The sequence below is a fragment of the Flagellimonas pelagia genome, assembly GCF_003584135.1.
Lineage (GTDB): Bacteria > Bacteroidota > Bacteroidia > Flavobacteriales > Flavobacteriaceae > Flagellimonas > Flagellimonas pelagia.
In genome coordinates, this window is sequence record NZ_QXFI01000033.1 from 158,885 (window position 1) to 176,473 (window position 17,589).

A 17,589-nucleotide genomic window follows, 5' to 3' on the forward strand; every position below is an offset into this window, starting at 1 on the left:
AAAATCTTCCCTGTTGCTCACTTGGGCATTACCTGTTATTCTATGAAACCTACGCCTGCTGTATGATTGGTTCTACTATCAATAATGATAAAGGAACCGTTGGTGCGGTGCTCCTTGAACTTATCATAAAAAATGGGTTTGTTCAATCGTAAACGCACTTTAGCGATATCGTTCATATTAAGAGAGGACACATTTTCCTCGATACCTGAATAATCTGGGTGGATCTTGTGATCAATGGCATCTACTTTGGCCAAAGCCTTGTTGACACCATGTTGCAACACATACTTTCCACCAACGGTCAACTGATTGGAATCCATCCAAGAAATGGTTGCCGTCAATTGTTTGTCAACGATCGGAAGGTCGCCAACCTTCACCAACATATCGCCGCGGCTTACATTTACCTCATCTTCCAAGGTAATGGTCACCGAGGAACGACGTGGAGCGGTTTGGTATTCCGTATCATAAAAATAAATGGCCTTGATTTTGGAACGGGTCATGGATGGTAAAACCACTACTTCGTCGCCCACACTCAACTCACCACCGTACACTTTACCTGCAAATCCACGGAAATCATGGAATTCTTCGGTTTTTGGTCTGATGACATATTGTACCGGAAAACGGGGTGTTCCCACGTTGTAAATATCCTGAAGATCCAATTCTTCTAAATGCTCCAACAAGGTCTGGCCTTTGTACCAATCCATGCTTTGGGAACGGTTCACCACGTTATCACCCTTTAAGGCGCTCACCGGAATGAAGGTGATTTTCTGATCTTGATAATCCCTTTTGTCCATCAATTCCTCAAAATCGGCCTTAATATCATTGAAGGCGTCTTCGGAGAAATCTACTAGGTCCATTTTATTAATGGCCACTATCACATCTTTGATTCTCAACAGGTTGTTGATGAAAAAGTGTCTGTTGGTCTGTTCGATAACCCCTTTTCGGGCATCGATCAAAATAATGGCCGCCTGCGAAGTAGATGCTCCAGTAACCATGTTACGGGTATATTCCACATGCCCAGGGGTATCGGCTATAATGTAACTTTTGGATGCAGTGGAGAAATAGATATGTGCCACATCTATAGTGATACCTTGCTCCCTTTCTGCCACCAAGCCATCGGTTGCCAGTGAAAAATCGAGGTAGTCGTACCCTTTTTGTTTACTGGTACGCTCAATGGCTTCCAATTTATCGTCGGTCAAGGATTTGGTGTCATACAGCAATCTTCCGATCAAGGTACTTTTACCATCATCCACACTTCCTGCCGTTGCTATCTTTAATACTTCCATGTCTTGTTGTTCGTTATTGGTTGTTCGTTGCAGGTCATCTAAATTTCTAAAAACCAACTAATGATAAACCATCAACTTATTTTAAAAATACCCTTGTTGTTTACGTTTTTCCATTGCCGCCTCGGAACGTTTGTCATCGATACGGGCCCCTCTTTCCGATATTTTTGAATCCCTAATCTCCGAAACCACCTTATCAATGGTATCCGCATAGGATTCCACAGCTGCGGTACAACTCATATCACCCACGGTGCGGAATCGCACGATTCTTTCTTCTACTTTTTCATCCTCTGCCCTGAAAACCACACCATCCTCGGCAGACCAGATCAGTCCGTCACGTAGGAAGGTATTTCTTTTGTGGGCGAAGTATATGGAAGGGATTTCAATATTTTCTTTTTGGATATAGCTCCAAACATCCAACTCGGTCCAGTTGCTGATCGGGAATACCCTCACGTTCTGTCCCATTTCAATTTGTCCGTTCAACATATCGAACAATTCCGGACGTTGGTTCTTTTCATCCCATTGGCCAAAATCATCACGAACGGAAAAAATACGTTCCTTGGCCCTGGCCTTTTCTTCATCACGCCTGGCTCCTCCGATACAGGCATCGAACTTAAACTCTTCAATGGCATCCAACAAAGTTGTGGTCTGCAACATGTTCCTACTGGCATATTTTCCAGTTTCTTCCACTACCTTTCCTTGGTCAATGGAATCCTGAACATTGCGCACAATGAGTTCCACGCCCAATTCTTCCACCAATTTATCCCTGAACTCAATGGTCTCCGGAAAGTTGTGACCAGTATCAATATGCATCAACGGAAAAGGAATCTTGGCTGGCCAGAATGCCTTTTGTGCCAATCTAACCAAGGTAATGGAATCCTTTCCTCCGGAAAACAAGAGCACAGGTCTTTCAAACTGTGCGGCTACTTCCCTCATTATGTATATGGCCTCGTGTTCCAACGCGTTGGCATTGGGTCTTGTGGCACTTGTAATCGTTTTTGGTTCTTTAATTTCTTCAGCGAATGTACTCAAAGCTCTGATAATTTTTAGAGTTGGGAATTATGTATGCAAACCACATTCTCGGTTTGCCAATACTTTTGTGGGATCAAAATACTTGTGCTCATTGGGTAATCCATGTCCTTGCAAATAGGCATCCAATTGGGTATCGCTCCAATGGTAGAACGGACTTACCTTAAGTACACCATCCTTGCTCATGCTCAACACATCTAAGGAATCGCGGTGGGCCGTCTGCCCTTTTCTAAGATTGGTGAACCATACATCGGGTTTGTGTTCATCCATGGCCCTTTTGAAGGGCTCCAACTTCACCTGCTCGGTGAATTCCTGATGACGGGGATCATCAATTTGAGGAATTCCCATTACCGCATCGCGATGTGCCGTGGTCTGTTTGGGTACATATAGCATGATGTTGAGTCCCAAACGGGCAATCAACTCTTCCGCATGTTTGTAGGTTTGAGGGGTATTGTACCCCGTATCGCACCAAATGACCGGAATATCTTTGTTTACCTCTGTCACTGCATGGAGAATGGCCACTTCATAAGGTCTGAAATTTGTGGTCACCACCGATTTTTTGCCATGCTTGATGGCCCAAGAAATGATTTCTTCCGGTGGAATGCCCTTAAACTGGCGATTTAGATTCTGAATTTCTTCTGGTGTCAATGCCATAACCGTTATTTTTATTTACCCCATTTGATGGAGTTCCAAACTCTTTCGTGAAAAAAATACAAGACCATTTTAGTGACCAGTTCCACCATTCCGATGGAGAAAGCCAAGGTTAGGGTTCCGGTCACGATCCATGAAATAATGATGGTATCGATGGTACCGACAATCCTCCAACTGATGGATTTTGCAATACTGCGCTTGGGACTTTCGGAGCGAACATCCTTGGTATAGGACGAAGCTTCTTTATTATTTTTAATTACCAGTTGGTCTGTGATCATTTCTAAATTATATTTCCTATCGATTTAGTAGGGATTTCAAAAATAGAATTAAATTTCTTAACCACATGCAAAAGCCTTCTTAAAATTACTTTTATCCTATAGTTTTAGTAGATAATCGGATTTCGAGTTGGAATTTTACCAGATTCTCATCAAAATCTTACCAAAAGTAGCTTGATTTTCAAAGGAGATCAGCCAAGGTATTATTCCTGTACACGTCCAGGGCGCTATCCCTAACCTGAATCATCAATTTGTGGACGGAACATGTGGCTTCGTCTGGGCAATCCTCACATTTTTCATAAAAATTAAGGCTCACACATGGCACCATGGCAATGGGTCCTTCCAATACCCTCATGACGGTGGTCATGGGAATTTCATGAGGTTCCTTGATCAGGTAGTACCCCCCACCCTTTCCTTTTTTGGAACCCAAAAATCCATTTCTTCGAAGGGTAAGAAGAATGCTTTCCAAAAACTTTTGAGAAATGTTCTCTTGTTTGGCAATTTCCGCAATCTGAACTGGCTCTTTTCCCTTAACCCTAGCGAGGTAAGTAAGTGCCTTTAAACCGTATTTCGTCTTCTTGGAGAGCATCCCACGAATATAGGGAAAATTAACAATCCCCTATGTAAAATGTTCTTTTCCCAATTCCCTATCCTAAGGCCTGATCAATGTCGGTAATGATGTCATCAATATGTTCCAGACCCACAGAAATCCTAACCATTCCATCGGAAATTCCGACTGCTTCACGCTCCGCTTTGGACAGTTTGCTGTGCGTTGTGGATGCTGGATGGGTGACAATGCTTCGGGAATCTCCCAAGTTTGCCGAAAGGGACAACAGTTCTATACTATCAAAGAATTTTCTACCGGCATCCAATCCTCCTTTTACTTCAAAAGCAACCACACAACCGCCAGCCTTCATCTGTTTTTTGGCCACTTCGTACTGTGGGTGCGATTTCAAAAAAGGATATTTCACCCAGGCTATCTTCGGGTGATTTTCCAAAAAAGTGGCCAATTGCAGGGCGTTGGAACAATGCCTATCCACGCGTATGGCCAAGGTCTCCAAACTTCTGGACAATACCCAAGCATTGAAAGGCGACAACGCAGGACCTGTAATCCTTGAGAAACGGTACACCTTGTCCATTAACTCGTGGCCACCAACCGTAATGCCTGCCAAAACCCTTCCTTGACCATCCATCAATTTGGTACCGGAATGGATAACCAAATCAGCACCGAATTTAATGGGTTGTTGTAGATAGGGAGAAGCAAAACAATTGTCCACAATAAAAATGAGTCCATGCTTTTTGGCAATGTTCCCCAATACTTCAAGATCCAACACATCCACCCCAGGGTTTGTTGGGGACTCCGCGTATAGAATCTTGGAGTTCGGTTGTATCAAATTCTCTATACTGGCTAAATCATTGGCATCAAAAAAACTGGTAGTGATGTTCCATTTAGGGAAAAACTGGGTGAACAAGGTATGGGTTGAGCCAAAAATACTGCTCGATGAAATCACATGGTCACCCGTTTTCAACAAAGCTGCCAAGGTAGAATACACCGCCGCCATGCCGGAAGCAAAAGCAAAACCACTTTCTGCCCCTTCCATTTTGCATACTTTTTCAATGAACTCGGAGGAGTTGGGGTTGGAGTACCTGGAATAAATGTTCCTCTCCTTTTCTTCGGCGAACGAAGCCCTCATGTCCTCGGCATCCTCAAATACAAAGCTGGAAGTCAGATAAATAGGACTTGAATGCTCCAAATATTGGCTGCGTTTCATTTGTGTGCGAATCGCTTCTGTTTCAAATTGCTTTCTGTTATTACTCATATCTTTTCTGCTATTCTTAATATATCACCAAAAACTCCCCTAGCGGTTACGGCGGCACCTGCTCCAGCACCTTGTATCACCAAGGGGTTCTCACCATAGGATTCAGTATAAATTTCGATAATGGAATCGGAACCTTTCACTTGCCCCAAAGCACTTTCTTTAGGAACTGATACCAATTTCACTTCCAATATTCCTTTGTCTTGTTGCAAATCACCGTGCAAATCGCCAACATATCGCAACACATGTCCTGGTTTTTGCTGACTCTTCACATCGGTGTAAACCGAATCCATTTCTTCAATCCTACCTTTAAAATCATCAAAATCCAAAGTTTGTAATTGATCTGGAATCAGGTTTTGAATTTTGATATCCGAAAACTCATTCTGAAGGTCCAGTTCCCTGGCCAAAATCAAGAGTTTTCTTCCCACATCATTTCCAGAAAGGTCTTCACGCGGGTCCGGCTCCGTATATCCTTTCGTCATAGCCTCCCTTACAATATCTGAAAACAGGGCATCTTTCTCCGAAAATGTATTGAAAATATAACTCAACGACCCGGAAAACACCCCTTTGATCCGGGTAATGTTCTCCCCGGAAAGGTGGAGCAATTTAATGGTATCGATCAAGGGAAGTCCCGCCCCAACATTGGTTTCGTACAAATATTGCTTTTGATTGGCATCCAAGGATTTCCGAATGGATTTATAACGCTCAAAGCTGAGGGTATTGGCTATTTTATTGGAGGAAACCAAATCAAAACCATGTTTGATGAACGGCTCATAATTTTCCACAAAGTCACTACTAGCTGTATTGTCCACGGCTATCAGGTTTTCCAAATGATGTTGTTTGGCAAATGCGATGATGTCGGCAATCTTATAGGGTTTTCCCTCCTTTTCCAAACGTTCTTTCCAATCAGTTCCAATCCCAGAGGCATCCAACAACACTTTTCTGGAATTGGCCACTGCGAACACCCTAAGATCAATTCCTTTTCGGGCTTCAATACTTTTTTCAGAACCCAATATCTGGTCGATTAAGGTACCACCCACATTTCCGTGTCCAAATAAACCCAAATTGATGCGTTTCGCGATACCGAAAATCTGCCCGTGTACCACATTCACCGCTTTGGTGAGGTCAGATTTACGCACCACCATACTCACGTTCTTTCCGGTGACCGTGTTGTTGAAAAGCAACGGCACCACCTGGTTCTTAGCCAAGGCATTGAAAGGTTTATGGAAACTGCTCAGATCCATCCCCACAATGGAGATGACCGAAACATCTTTTACCACGGTTATCTGGTTGATGTCCTGGGAGGAGTAATCGGTTTCAAATTCGAGGTCCAGCAATTTTTTGGCCTTGTCCGCTTTGGAAGCATCCACTACCAAACCGATACCCCTTTCGGATGATCCCTGTGAAATGATGCCCACACTGATATCGTTCTGGCCCAAAGCTCTAAAAATTCGCATATCGACACCAACTTTGCCCAAAAGACCTCTTCCTTCCAGATTGATGAGCGCCATATTGTCCAACACCGAAAGGGATTTGATCCCGCCATTATCCGTTTTTGGACCAATCAAGGTGCCTTCGTTATCATCGTTGAACGTATTGCAGATACGCAATGGGATATTTTTCTCGATCAATGGAATGATGGTCTTCGCATGCAAAATATTGGCCCCGAAATTGGCCAACTCATTCGCCTCGCTATACGAAATCACATCAATCAACTTGGCATCCTTTACCAACTCTGGATTGGCCGTAAAAATACCATCCACATGGGTATAGTTGATCAATTCCCCAGCATCCAGGAAATTAGCCAGAAGGGCGGCGGAATAGTTACTACCATTTCTTCCCAAAGTGGTAGTGGCCCCATCACTGGTAGATCCGATAAAGCCGGTGACCACAGCAATGGTATCAGCCTTTAATTGATGAAAATAACGGATCACATTTTCTTTGGAAGCCCCTTGATCTACCTCGGCATTGCTAAAAGTGTCATCGGTTTTGATCAATTTACGGGAATCGAACAGTTCCGCCTTCAAACCGGATTGGTTCAAAAGTGTGGTCACTACTTTGGCAGAGATCAATTCCCCAAAAGATAATATTTCATCCTTGGTCTTTAAGCTGTAATCACCGGTCAAGGAAACCCCGTTCAGAATACGCTCGATGGTCTTGAGTTCATCTTGAATATCAACTCCTTTATAATCATTTTTTTGATAGGTAGCAAAAGCTTCCAAATCGTCTTTGAAATCTTCCCCACGAGCCGCTATCTCCAACAAATTTTCCAGTTCGTCCGTTGCTTTTCCACGAGCGGAAACCACCACGGCAAAATGTTCATTGGCTTTCGCCCTTTTGGTGATGATCTTCAACACGCGTTCAATACCTTCGCCATTGGCAAGGGATTTGCCCCCAAACTTCAATACTTTGATCCTCTCTGTCTTTCCATTTTTCTGAAAGACCGTCTCCAACAGTTTTTCCAACTGCTCAAACTCCATTAAAAAGGCATCGTGACCGTGCAAGGACTGTACTTCACCATAGGTGACATTGGCATTGGCTCTCGCCAGACGTTTGAAGGTCTCACGGTTTTCTTCCGCTGTAAAAAAGAGGTCGGAATTGACACCAATGATATGAATCTTGGTATCGCTTTCCTGTAGCACTTTGAAGGCATCATCCCCGTTACGGGTGATGTCGATGGTCTTCAGCAATTGGTTCATTAACTTGTAGGCAGACAATTGAAAACGCTCCTGCAATTTCTTGCCATGGTGCATTAACCAACTCTCCACATTGAACACCTGAAGTTCCTCGTTGGTACTCCTTTTGAACCGTTCCTTGAACGACTCCGGGGTCCGGTAACACAACATCGCATGCATACGGGCATCATGCACGGGTTGTTTGGAATTCACCAAGAACTGTTCTTGGATCTGACAGTTGGCAATAAGCCAGTCCGTAGATTTCCAGTCCGATGCCACAGCTACCAAATGTTCTGTAATATTGGGATTCAAAGCGGTCATTTCCCAAGCGATCCCGCCACCCAAAGAACCACCGATGATAGCGTACAATTTAGGGATTTCAAGTTGCTGTAATCCCAAGAGAAAGATTTTGGCAATATCGCCCGCAACAAAATCCTTATAGTTTTCGATCACGAAACCATCATAACCGTTCCCTGGAATGTTGAACGCCAAAATGGTGTACTGATCGGTATTGATACATTTTCCTTCCCCGATCAGATCGGACCACCAACCCTGTTCTCCAGCAACATTGGAATTACCGGTAAGGGCGTGGTTCACCAGAACAATGGGAGCCGAATGTAAGGGCTGCCCAAACAATTGATAGGACAATTGCAGGTCCTGAACCGATCCGTTGATCGTTTTAAAATTTTCTATGGCCAAATGCCTTATATCCATAATGCAATGTGTGACCCAAAGGGTCAAGATTTATTAAATACTATGGTTATAAGAAAGAGGGGCAGAAACTACCTGTTGCGTTATCTATTCCCAATGGGATAGAATGTAGCACCTTCATGACATTGGACGTCAAGGGTTGCTAAGGCTTCACCGGGTCTATTCCCTCCACCTTTCTTGATAACTTTTCAATACGTGTTTGAACTTCGAAGCACAAAGATACTGATGGAAAGATGGATTTTCCTAATCTTTTGGAAAAAAATCACCAAAGTCATCCCTTTAACTCCACACAACAAAAGGTGCTGATTATTTCAGCACCGTAAACTCAATGTTCGAATCCGTGAAAACAGTATGGGTCTGTGTTTTGAAATCGGACTCGTCCGCGTTGAAGATATTGTCCACATAGGTTTGTGGGTTCAAATCGATAAGCGGGAACCACGTACTCTGCACCTGAACCTGTAACCTATGCCCTTTCTTAAAGGTATGGAACACATCCTGAAGCTTGATGTCCACTTCAGTTTTTTGATTGGGCACAAAAGGTTCCGGATCGGAAAAACTGTTTCGGAACCGGCCCCGCATCACTTCGCTACGCACCATTAAATGATAGTTGCTCATCTTAAGATGGTCCTGCATTTCTTCATTGGTCTCGGTATCTGCTGGGTGCACATCAATCACCTTCACGATCCAGTCGGCCGCGGTACCTGTTGTGGCTACCTTCAAATTGGCCAAAATATCCCCTGCCAAAGTCAAATCTTCCGCCAAAGGCTCGGTTTCAAACACCAATACGTCCGAACGGCGGGCCGCGAAACGTTGGTCGTCCGTCATATATTTTCGTGGCGTGAAAACGGTTTTAATATCTTCGGAATACGGTACCGGTTTTTTAATGTCACTAATGAACTGGATCCCTGTTGTTGATTTAGGCTGCGAAGTCAATTCCTGGTCTTCGGAAAGATACATGGTCTGTTTGGAAGCATTGGTCGGAGGCCAGGTATCGTATTGCTTCCATTCCTTTCTACCCGTATCAAAAACATACGCTTCGGGCAGTCCTGAATTTGGACTTCCATCTCCTTTTAAAAAGTGATTGAAGAACTTGGTTTCAATCTTTTTCTGGAAAAACAATGAAATGGAATCACCAAAATAGTAGTTGCCCACCACATTTCTATCTACGGTTCGAGCCCAACCTCCGTGGTCCCAAGGACCAAAAACCATGGTATTGTAGTTGCCCTTGTTGTATTTTTCAATGTTTTTATAGGTTTCCAATGGTCCTGAAAGATCTTCAGCATCAAACCAACCTCCTACAATCATGGTAGCCACGCTGCTCTTCACATCTTTCAAGTGTTGGATAAGACCCTTACTCTGCCACATTGCATCATAATTGGGATGGTCCTTCAACTCATTCCAAAAATAATCATCAGTAACCCCTTCTGGTCGCATGGTGGGCGTATCGGCGGTATCGTATTCAAAAAAGTGATCCAAATTCTTTAACGGACCTGCATCCAAAAAGAACTGATACTGATCTTGGGTCGGCAATTCCGGCAAGGTATACCATGCCGTATCGATGGGCTGGTCCCCGTTTGGCCTTGGGGTTCCGAACAAGGAAGTCGCCCTAAAATAGCTCAGCAAATAGGCCCCGTTGTGGTGGAAATCATCAAAAAAGAAATCCCCGATACAAGCTTGGGGCGAAGCCGCCTTTAAGGCTGGGTGCGCATCTATAGTCGCGTAAGTGGCATAAAAACCAGGATATGAAATACCCCAAACACCAACATTTCCATTGTTGTTTTCCACATTGTTCACCAGCCAATCAATGGTATCATACGTGTCGGAACTTTCATCCACTTGATCATTGGAGGTCTTGTTGGGAATATAGGCCCTCATATTTTCATAATGCCCTTCACTGAGCCAACGACCACGTACATCTTGGTACACGATGATGTTCCCTTCTTTCATCAAAATTTCATTGGGGCCAATTTTGGTCCTAAAATTACCTTCCCCATAAGGTCTGGAACTATAAGGGGTACGTTGCATGAGGATAGGATATTTTTGGGAAGTGTCCTTCGGGGAATAGATGGTGGTGTGCAACTTAACGCCATCACGCATCACAATGTCCACCTCCTTTTTGGTGTAGTGATCGGCCACATAGGTATCGACAGGCTGCTCTTCGGTCTTCACTGTTTTTTTGCAACTGACCGCAACAAATAAAAAACCAAGGCTCAATAACAGAATCCTAACAGAACTTTTCATGCTTTTCAATTTTGATCTTTAAAGCTACTAAAGTTAGCTGGGTACGACAATAAAAAAAGGAGCCTTGATCAAGGCTCCCTATCCATTTTATAACTGATGTCAAGTTTTTAAAGTCCAAATGCGGCTTTCACTTTGTCCACCATGTCCAGTTTTTCCCAAGTGAAGAGTTCCACTTCTTTTTCGATCCTTCCGTTGTAGGGAGATTCAAAAACCTTGGTCAACGTTTGGGGTTCCTTGCCCAAATGCCCGTAAGCTGCAGTTTCCAAATAGATGGGGTTTCTAAGCTTAAGACGCTCCTCAATGGCAAAAGGCCTCATATCGAAAAGCTCAGCGGCTTTCTTGGCAATTTCCCCATCGCTCAATTTCACATTGGATGAACCATAGGTTTCCACAAAAATGGAGGTAGGTTCCACCACACCGATGGCATAGCTCACCTGCACCAAAATTTCATCGGCCACACCAGCAGCAACAAGGTTTTTGGCCATATGGCGTGCGGCATAAGCGGCACTGCGGTCTACCTTACTCGGGTCTTTTCCACTAAACGCACCGCCACCATGGGCACCCTTGCCCCCGTAGGTATCCACGATGATTTTTCTACCGGTCAATCCAGTATCGCCATGTGGGCCACCGATCACAAACTTACCCGTTGGGTTGATGTGATACTTAATGTTGTCATTGAACAATTTCTGAATATCCTCTGGCAAAAGACTCTTTACTTCAGGGATAAGAATATTGATGATATCTTTCTTGATCTGGGCCAGCATCACCTCATCGGTGGCAAATTCGTCATGTTGGGTAGAGACCACAATGGTATCGATACGTTGCGGTACATTATCATCGGAATATTCAATGGTCACCTGTGCCTTGGCATCTGGCCTCAGGTAAGAAATCTTGTTCCCTTCCTTTCGTAAATTGGCCAATACCTGTAAAATCTTGTGCGATATATCCAAAGCCAATGGCATGTAATTGGCCGTTTCCTTGGTGGCATAACCAAACATCATTCCTTGGTCCCCGGCTCCCTGTTCTTCTTTGCTACCTCGGTCTACCCCTTGGTTGATGTCCTGTGATTGTTCGTGGATCAAGGAGATTACCCCACAGGAATCCCCGCTGAACTTGTATTCACCTTTGGTATAGCCAATATTGTTGATCACCTCCCTGGCAATACTCTGAAGGTCCACATAGGTATGACTCTTCACTTCACCAGCCAACACCACCTGACCAGTGGTTACCAAGGTTTCACAGGCCACTTTGCTCTCGGGATCAAAGGCCAAAAAATTATCCAAAAGGGCATCACTGATCTGGTCTGCAATCTTATCCGGATGTCCTTCACTAACAGATTCTGATGTAAATAAATATGGCATTGTACTACTTTATGGGAAGGCTTTGACGGAAAGGCTCTAAGGCGTTTTACATCTCACAGGAGATGCCTGAAGTTCTTTCAGGACAAACTGCTTTAGCATTTTTTAGAGGTTGCAATCAGTCAAATCTTTCCTCGTTTGATGAGCAAAAGTACATATTTGAAACATATTTTAAAACTTTGTTTTATACGGTTATGTCCCAAGGCCATTTCAACCAGTTTTTTTTCGTCAAGTGGATATACTTTGTATATTGCGGCGATTAGAATTTCCCTGATCAACAAACACCAACTTAAAACACAATCACCCTATGCATATTGCGGTAGCAGGCAACATTGGCGCCGGAAAGACCACGTTAACCAACTTACTTGCCAAACATTACAAGTGGGAAGCCCATTTTGAGGATGTAGTGGACAATCCGTATTTGGATGACTTTTATACCCAAATGGAGCGCTGGAGCTTTAACCTGCAGATCTACTTTTTGAACAGCAGATACCGCCAAATCCTCCGGATCAGGGAAACGGGAAAGAATGTGATCCAAGATCGCACCATTTACGAGGATGCCCACATTTTCGCTCCCAACCTGCACGCCATGGGACTGATGACCAATCGTGATTACGAAAACTACCGCAGCCTTTTCGAATTGATGGAAAGTTTGGTGCAACCACCCGATCTGTTGATCTATTTGCGTAGCTCCATCCCCAATTTGGTAAACCAGATCCATAAACGGGGTAGGGACTATGAAAATTCCATTTCCATTGATTACCTCAGCCGATTGAACGAGCGTTACGAAGCTTGGGCCAACACCTATGAAAAAGGCAAGTTGCTCATTTTTGATGTGGACAACCTTGATTTTGTGTCCGAGCCTGAAGATTTAGGGGAAGTGATCAACCGCATCGATGCGGAGATTCATGGGCTTTTTTAGGCAATAATCGCTTCCAAAGCTTTCCAATTAAACCTTAATTCAATATTTGATGGTGATGGTTCCATTTCCCTCACTCAAACCTACCGTTCCCTCATTGTTACTTTTAATAGGTTGATTTTCATAATAGTTTAGGTTCTGTATTGCATCCATAACTATTAACTACGCCCTTGTGGCCAAAAATTTGAAGATCATGAAACCAAAGAAAAACCCACAATTGGAACTGAAACGAAACAGCAAACTCTATTTTTCCATAGGAATGGCCTGTGTTCTCCTACTCGCCTATATGGCCTTGGAATGGAAAAGCTATGATACCCAACAAGATTGGGATCATGCTGGTTTGAAGATTGACAAGGAACTGATCGAGGAAGCTCCTCATATCAAGATAAAATTACCTGATCCTCCCAAACCCAAAATCCAAACCCCACCGGAAATCAAGATAGCCGATGACGAAGAAAAGATTGAAGAATCTGTTATTGAAGCAGAAGATACCAATCAAGATACTGAAATAGTAGATGTTGAAGACATTGAGGTTGCAGATGATGACATCCCAGATACGGTGCCTTTCATTACCATTGAAAACGCACCTGTTTTCCCAGGTTGTGAAAATGAACCCGATGAAAAAGCAAAAAAAGCTTGTTTTCAGGAAATGATGCTCAAACACATCAACAAGACTATCCGTTACCCTGAACTGGCTCAAGAAATGGGTTTACAGGGCAGAGTGAGTGTGGTTTTTACCGTTCAGAAAGATGGTAGTATCGGAGACGTTCAACTGCGTGGCCCGCATGAGAGCTTGGAAAAAGAAGCTGGTCGTATCATTTCGAAGTTGCCCAAAATGACTCCAGGCAAGCAACGGGGCACACCAGTTAAGGTTCCATATGCCATTCCGATTACCTTTAAATTGAATTAATTCCGCATCTCGACTCCGCTCGATATGACACCATAAAAAAACCACGCCTTACGCGTGGTTTTTCTAGCTTTACTTTAAAGCGAGAGCTAATTCTTTGCCTTAGCACCTCATTTTTTCAATAAAGGCGAGGATAATATCAATACTTTCATTTCTATATTATCCAACTTGGACCTTACTTAAAATTACAACACAATCCAGAACCTTCAAAATAATGTTTGAATGAATTTTTTGCTATCAAACGGTCCCGATTTCCAATCAATTTCCAACCAGTTTCAATTAAAAAATAATCAATTTAATACATGAAACAAGCATTTTTAAAATCATATATGTTGTTTTTATTTAAATTTTCATGATTTTATGTGTTAAATTTAACATTTTTAACATATTTTATTCAAAAATAACTCTCAACAGACCATTGGAGTCCATAAAAAAGTGACCTCAGAAACATCAAATTCCAAAAAAAATATACCTGAAATCCCCTATTTCACATTAAATCGGCAAATGCCAAAGTTTTCTTAAAACCAGCTTGTAACCCTTGTGATTATTGATGAGCTTTAAGACAGTAACTAGCTCAATTAAAGTCATATGAAAACAAAATTAAAAGGAATCTTAGCATTTCTTATGCTACTCGTCGTGCACTTGACCAGTGCGCAAGAAAAAACAATCACAGGTACGGTCACCGACCATACTGGAATCCCCCTGCCTGGAGTAAACATTTTAGTCGAAGGGACCGCAACGGGTACCCAAACCGATTTTGACGGTATCTACACCATCAGTGCAGCACCGGGACAAACCCTACTTTTTACCTATATAGGACAAAAGCCAACCTCTGTTATCGTAGGCGGAAGCAGCACCATCGACGTTCAAATGGAAGAAGATGCCCAAGCATTGGACGAAGTGGTGGTGACCGCGCTCGGTATCAAACGGGAAAAAAAGAGTCTGGGGTATGCCCAACAATCCATTGAAGGGGAATCGGTGGTCCTGGCCAAGGATACCGACATCAGTGATGGTCTTGCCGGGAAAATTTCCGGGGTGCAGTTGGTGGGATCCCCAAGTTCTACCTACGAATCCTCTAACATTAGGTTAAGGGGGAACGTAGGCGTACTTTACGTTGTGGATGGAATCAAGATCAATTCCCCTGGGGACATCAACATGCAGGATGTGGAGGATATCTCCGTTCTAAAAGGCTTGGCCGCTACAGCCCTGTACGGTACGGAAGCCAGGAACGGAGCTGTGATCATCACTACCAAGACCGCCAAGGATGGGGAAACCAAAGTCACTGTGGATATTGCTTCTTCCATATCTTCCCTTTACCTCTTACCCAAATATCAAAATGAATATGGTGGGGGTTATTCCCAAACATTTGCCCAAGTCGATGGACAGAATATCCCAAACTTTTCAGCCGATGAATCCTGGGGACCACGTCTGGACGGCACCTTGGTACGACAGTGGGACAGTTGGATCGTTGGCGACCCTGGGTACGGTGAACTACGCCCTTGGGTTCCTACTCCACACGGAATTGAAGATTTTTATGAGACAGGAGCCACTTCCAACATAACTGTTGGATTTTTGCAAGGAGGAGAAAAATATAACATCAAGACCACTGTGAACCATGTGGGCACTACACTGATCAACCCGAACAGTGACAGAAAGCAAACCACCATATCCTTTAAGGGGACCTATAATGTTTCCGAAAAACTGAAGTTCAATGGTGTTTTCAACTACCAGTACCGCTACACCTTCAATAACCCACAAGATCGTGGGTACGCGGGCAATTTCAACGAATGGTGGCAAAGACAGTTGGACATGACCCGATTGAGAAATTATAAAAGAAACGGGCAGATCGTTTCTTGGAACATGCGGGCCTATGACAACCCCACTCCATTGTATTGGGATTCTCCCTATTTTGAAGTTTATGAAAACCTGAACCACGAAACCAAAAATGCCATTTATGGAAGCTTAGGCCTGGAATATGAAATACTTCCGGAACTTGTGGCTACCGTTGACCTAAGAAGGACATTTGACCTTTATAATTTTGATGACCGCAACGCTTGGGGTGGTTTGGCTACACCAAGATACTTAGAGAAAACCACCCAAAATGAGTTTACCGAGGCCTACACACAATTAAGCTACAACAAAAAAATTGGCGATTTTGATTTGGTAGCGAGCGCCGGCGCACAGTTCAACCAAAGAAAATACAAATTGATTCAGGCACAAACTGTTGGTGGTCTCCAGATTCCCAACTATTACAGCATTGATACCTCCGTGGACAAACCCAATTATGTTAGGGATAGCAGACATCAAAAATTGAATTCGACCTTTGCAACCGCCTCTGTAGGATATAAAAATTTTCTTTATCTCGATGGTTCCTACAGGATAGACTGGGGTTCCACCGCGGCAAGCGACAATAACTCGGTGGACACTTATGGGGTATCTGCCAGTTTTATCTTTTCTGAGTTCATCAACGATGGCAGCTTTTTGAGTTTTGGAAAGATCAGGGCCGGCTTTGCACAAGCCCCCTCCTTTCCGGATGTATACCGTTTGCAGAGCACTTACGACATCCAAAACCCCTATGGCTCCAACGTGGCCCTCTCCGTACCTGACATCCTGAACAATCCTGGACTTATAGGAGGTGTAAGGGAAGAAATTGAGATAGGAACCGAGCTATCCTTCCTGAACAACAGGCTTGGATTGGATTTTACCTATTTTGACCGTACGGACAAAGAACTTCCCACTGAGTTGAGTCTAACCGGTGCAACGGGATATGAAAGCACCTATGGCAATGGATCTATTATAGATACCAAGGGTTGGGAAGTAGCCCTAACTGCAACCCCCTTTAGAAACGAAAACTTCTCATGGGATGTCAATTTCAACATTTCGGGGTACAACAAAAAAGTAGTAAAGATCAACGATTTGGTTACCTATGATGAAGTGGAAACCGGACGTACGGCCAGCTTGGCACATACTGCAGGAGATGATTGGGGCAACATTTATGGATACGATGTTGTCCGTAACGATGACGGCGTACCAGTGATCAACAGCAACGGATTGCGTGTTTACACCAATAACTATGTGAAAGTGGCCAATGTTCAGCCCGATTTTAATGGTGGTTTCATAAACACCTTCCGCTACAAGAATTTTGACCTAGGGTTCTCCGTGGATTTTCAGGGAGGTGGAAACTTTTTCTCTGTTACCCGATCATTGCTGGCCTATTCTGGTCTAGGAGATTTTACCGTTGGGGACAACGAATTGGGCAATCCTAAAAGGGACCCTGTCTTGGATAGTTCCGGGAACGAGGTAAATACCGTATTGGCCCAAAATGTAGGGGCAAATTCTGGTGGTGTGCTTGTGGAAGGTGTCAGTGAGGAAACAGGGGAGCCTATTGCATACTACACCAGTGCCTATAGCTATTACAAGAGCATGAACCGAAAGGTTGGTGAATGGATCTATGATGCCAGCTATGTAAAACTGCGCCAATTGAAAATAGGCTACCACATTCCCAGATCCATTTTGGGCAACCTCCCCGTGGACGATGTTTCTGTTAGCCTATATGCCAACAACCTTTGGTTGATCTATTCTTCCATTGATGGCATTGACCCTTCAGAAATAGAAGCATATAACAGTACCGATCCCGATGATATCCGTTGGACCGAAGCCGCTCAAGATCCAAACCAGAGAACCTTTGGACTTAACTTAAAATTCTCCTTCTAATGATACCACAAA

The 17,589-nt window shown here is 43.6% G+C and carries 12 protein-coding genes and 1 riboswitch; of the genes, 3 read left to right on the forward strand and 9 right to left on the reverse strand.

Features of this window, described 5'->3' with window-relative positions; all coding sequences use genetic code 11:
* Positions 1-35 precede the first annotated feature (35 nt).
* The 9 genes from D2V05_RS14835 to metK all read right to left on the reverse strand — a co-directional run bounded on the left by D2V05_RS14835 (position 36) and on the right by metK (position 12,040).
* Complete coding sequence (locus D2V05_RS14835; protein ID WP_119648615.1) at positions 36-1,283, reverse strand: sulfate adenylyltransferase subunit 1; 1,248 nt, start codon at positions 1,281-1,283, stop codon at positions 36-38.
* A gap of 81 nt (positions 1,284-1,364) precedes the next feature.
* The gene (cysD, locus tag D2V05_RS14840) at positions 1,365-2,273 is read right to left on the reverse strand and encodes a sulfate adenylyltransferase subunit CysD (RefSeq protein WP_262706559.1); all 909 of its coding nucleotides are present in this window, start codon (positions 2,271-2,273) and stop codon (positions 1,365-1,367) included.
* 66 nt (positions 2,274-2,339) lie between these two features.
* Positions 2,340-2,963, reverse strand: coding sequence for a phosphoadenosine phosphosulfate reductase domain-containing protein (locus D2V05_RS14845; RefSeq protein ID WP_119648386.1), 624 nt, complete (start codon positions 2,961-2,963; stop codon positions 2,340-2,342).
* A gap of 11 nt (positions 2,964-2,974) precedes the next feature.
* Entirely contained in the window at positions 2,975-3,238 is a 264-nt protein-coding gene (locus D2V05_RS14850) for a DUF2061 domain-containing protein (protein WP_119638697.1), read from the reverse strand.
* A 178-nt stretch (positions 3,239-3,416) separates the two neighbouring features.
* Positions 3,417-3,824 carry an RrF2 family transcriptional regulator gene (locus D2V05_RS14855; RefSeq protein ID WP_119638696.1) on the reverse strand — a complete coding sequence of 136 codons (408 nt, stop codon included), beginning with the start codon at positions 3,822-3,824 and terminating at the stop codon, positions 3,417-3,419.
* A 58-nt stretch (positions 3,825-3,882) separates the two neighbouring features.
* The gene (locus tag D2V05_RS14860) at positions 3,883-5,055 is read right to left on the reverse strand and encodes a trans-sulfuration enzyme family protein (RefSeq protein ID WP_119648387.1); all 1,173 of its coding nucleotides are present in this window, start codon (positions 5,053-5,055) and stop codon (positions 3,883-3,885) included.
* Complete coding sequence (gene thrA / locus D2V05_RS14865; RefSeq protein ID WP_119648388.1) at positions 5,052-8,441, reverse strand: bifunctional aspartate kinase/homoserine dehydrogenase I; 3,390 nt, start codon at positions 8,439-8,441, stop codon at positions 5,052-5,054. The genes D2V05_RS14860 and thrA overlap by 4 nt, the downstream gene beginning before the upstream one ends.
* Positions 8,442-8,518: 77 nt before the next feature.
* Positions 8,519-8,625: riboswitch (SAM riboswitch) on the reverse strand.
* Between the two features lie 119 nt (positions 8,626-8,744).
* Positions 8,745-10,679 (reverse strand): CocE/NonD family hydrolase, encoded by a 1,935-nt coding sequence (locus D2V05_RS14870; protein WP_119648389.1) that lies wholly within the window; start codon positions 10,677-10,679, stop codon positions 8,745-8,747.
* A 107-nt stretch (positions 10,680-10,786) separates the two neighbouring features.
* Positions 10,787-12,040 (reverse strand): methionine adenosyltransferase, encoded by a 1,254-nt coding sequence (gene metK / locus D2V05_RS14875; protein ID WP_119648390.1) that lies wholly within the window; start codon positions 12,038-12,040, stop codon positions 10,787-10,789.
* 304 nt (positions 12,041-12,344) lie between these two features.
* Between metK and D2V05_RS14880 the strand changes: the two genes are divergently transcribed.
* From D2V05_RS14880 to D2V05_RS14890, 3 genes are all read left to right on the forward strand, one after another.
* Positions 12,345-12,959, forward strand: coding sequence for a deoxynucleoside kinase (locus D2V05_RS14880; protein ID WP_119638691.1), 615 nt, complete (start codon positions 12,345-12,347; stop codon positions 12,957-12,959).
* A 190-nt stretch (positions 12,960-13,149) separates the two neighbouring features.
* Complete coding sequence (locus tag D2V05_RS14885; protein ID WP_119648616.1) at positions 13,150-13,866, forward strand: energy transducer TonB; 717 nt, start codon at positions 13,150-13,152, stop codon at positions 13,864-13,866.
* 585 nt (positions 13,867-14,451) lie between these two features.
* Positions 14,452-17,577, forward strand: coding sequence for a SusC/RagA family TonB-linked outer membrane protein (locus D2V05_RS14890; protein WP_119648391.1), 3,126 nt, complete (start codon positions 14,452-14,454; stop codon positions 17,575-17,577).
* The last annotated feature ends 12 nt before the right edge of the window (positions 17,578-17,589 follow it).

Coding starts and splice junctions, on each gene's coding strand:
- D2V05_RS14835 (WP_119648615.1), bottom strand. CDS start 1,283: ATGGAAGTATTAAAGATAGCAACGGCAGGAAGTGTGGATGATGGTAAA.
- D2V05_RS14845 (WP_119648386.1), bottom strand. CDS start 2,963: ATGGCATTGACACCAGAAGAAATTCAGAATCTAAATCGCCAGTTTAAG.
- D2V05_RS14850 (WP_119638697.1), bottom strand. CDS start 3,238: ATGATCACAGACCAACTGGTAATTAAAAATAATAAAGAAGCTTCGTCC.
- D2V05_RS14855 (WP_119638696.1), bottom strand. CDS start 3,824: ATGCTCTCCAAGAAGACGAAATACGGTTTAAAGGCACTTACTTACCTC.
- D2V05_RS14860 (WP_119648387.1), bottom strand. CDS start 5,055: ATGAGTAATAACAGAAAGCAATTTGAAACAGAAGCGATTCGCACACAA.
- thrA (WP_119648388.1), bottom strand. CDS start 8,441: ATGGATATAAGGCATTTGGCCATAGAAAATTTTAAAACGATCAACGGA.
- D2V05_RS14870 (WP_119648389.1), bottom strand. CDS start 10,679: ATGAAAAGTTCTGTTAGGATTCTGTTATTGAGCCTTGGTTTTTTATTT.
- metK (WP_119648390.1), bottom strand. CDS start 12,040: ATGCCATATTTATTTACATCAGAATCTGTTAGTGAAGGACATCCGGAT.
- D2V05_RS14880 (WP_119638691.1), top strand. CDS start 12,345: ATGCATATTGCGGTAGCAGGCAACATTGGCGCCGGAAAGACCACGTTA.
- D2V05_RS14885 (WP_119648616.1), top strand. CDS start 13,150: ATGAAACCAAAGAAAAACCCACAATTGGAACTGAAACGAAACAGCAAA.
- D2V05_RS14890 (WP_119648391.1), top strand. CDS start 14,452: ATGAAAACAAAATTAAAAGGAATCTTAGCATTTCTTATGCTACTCGTC.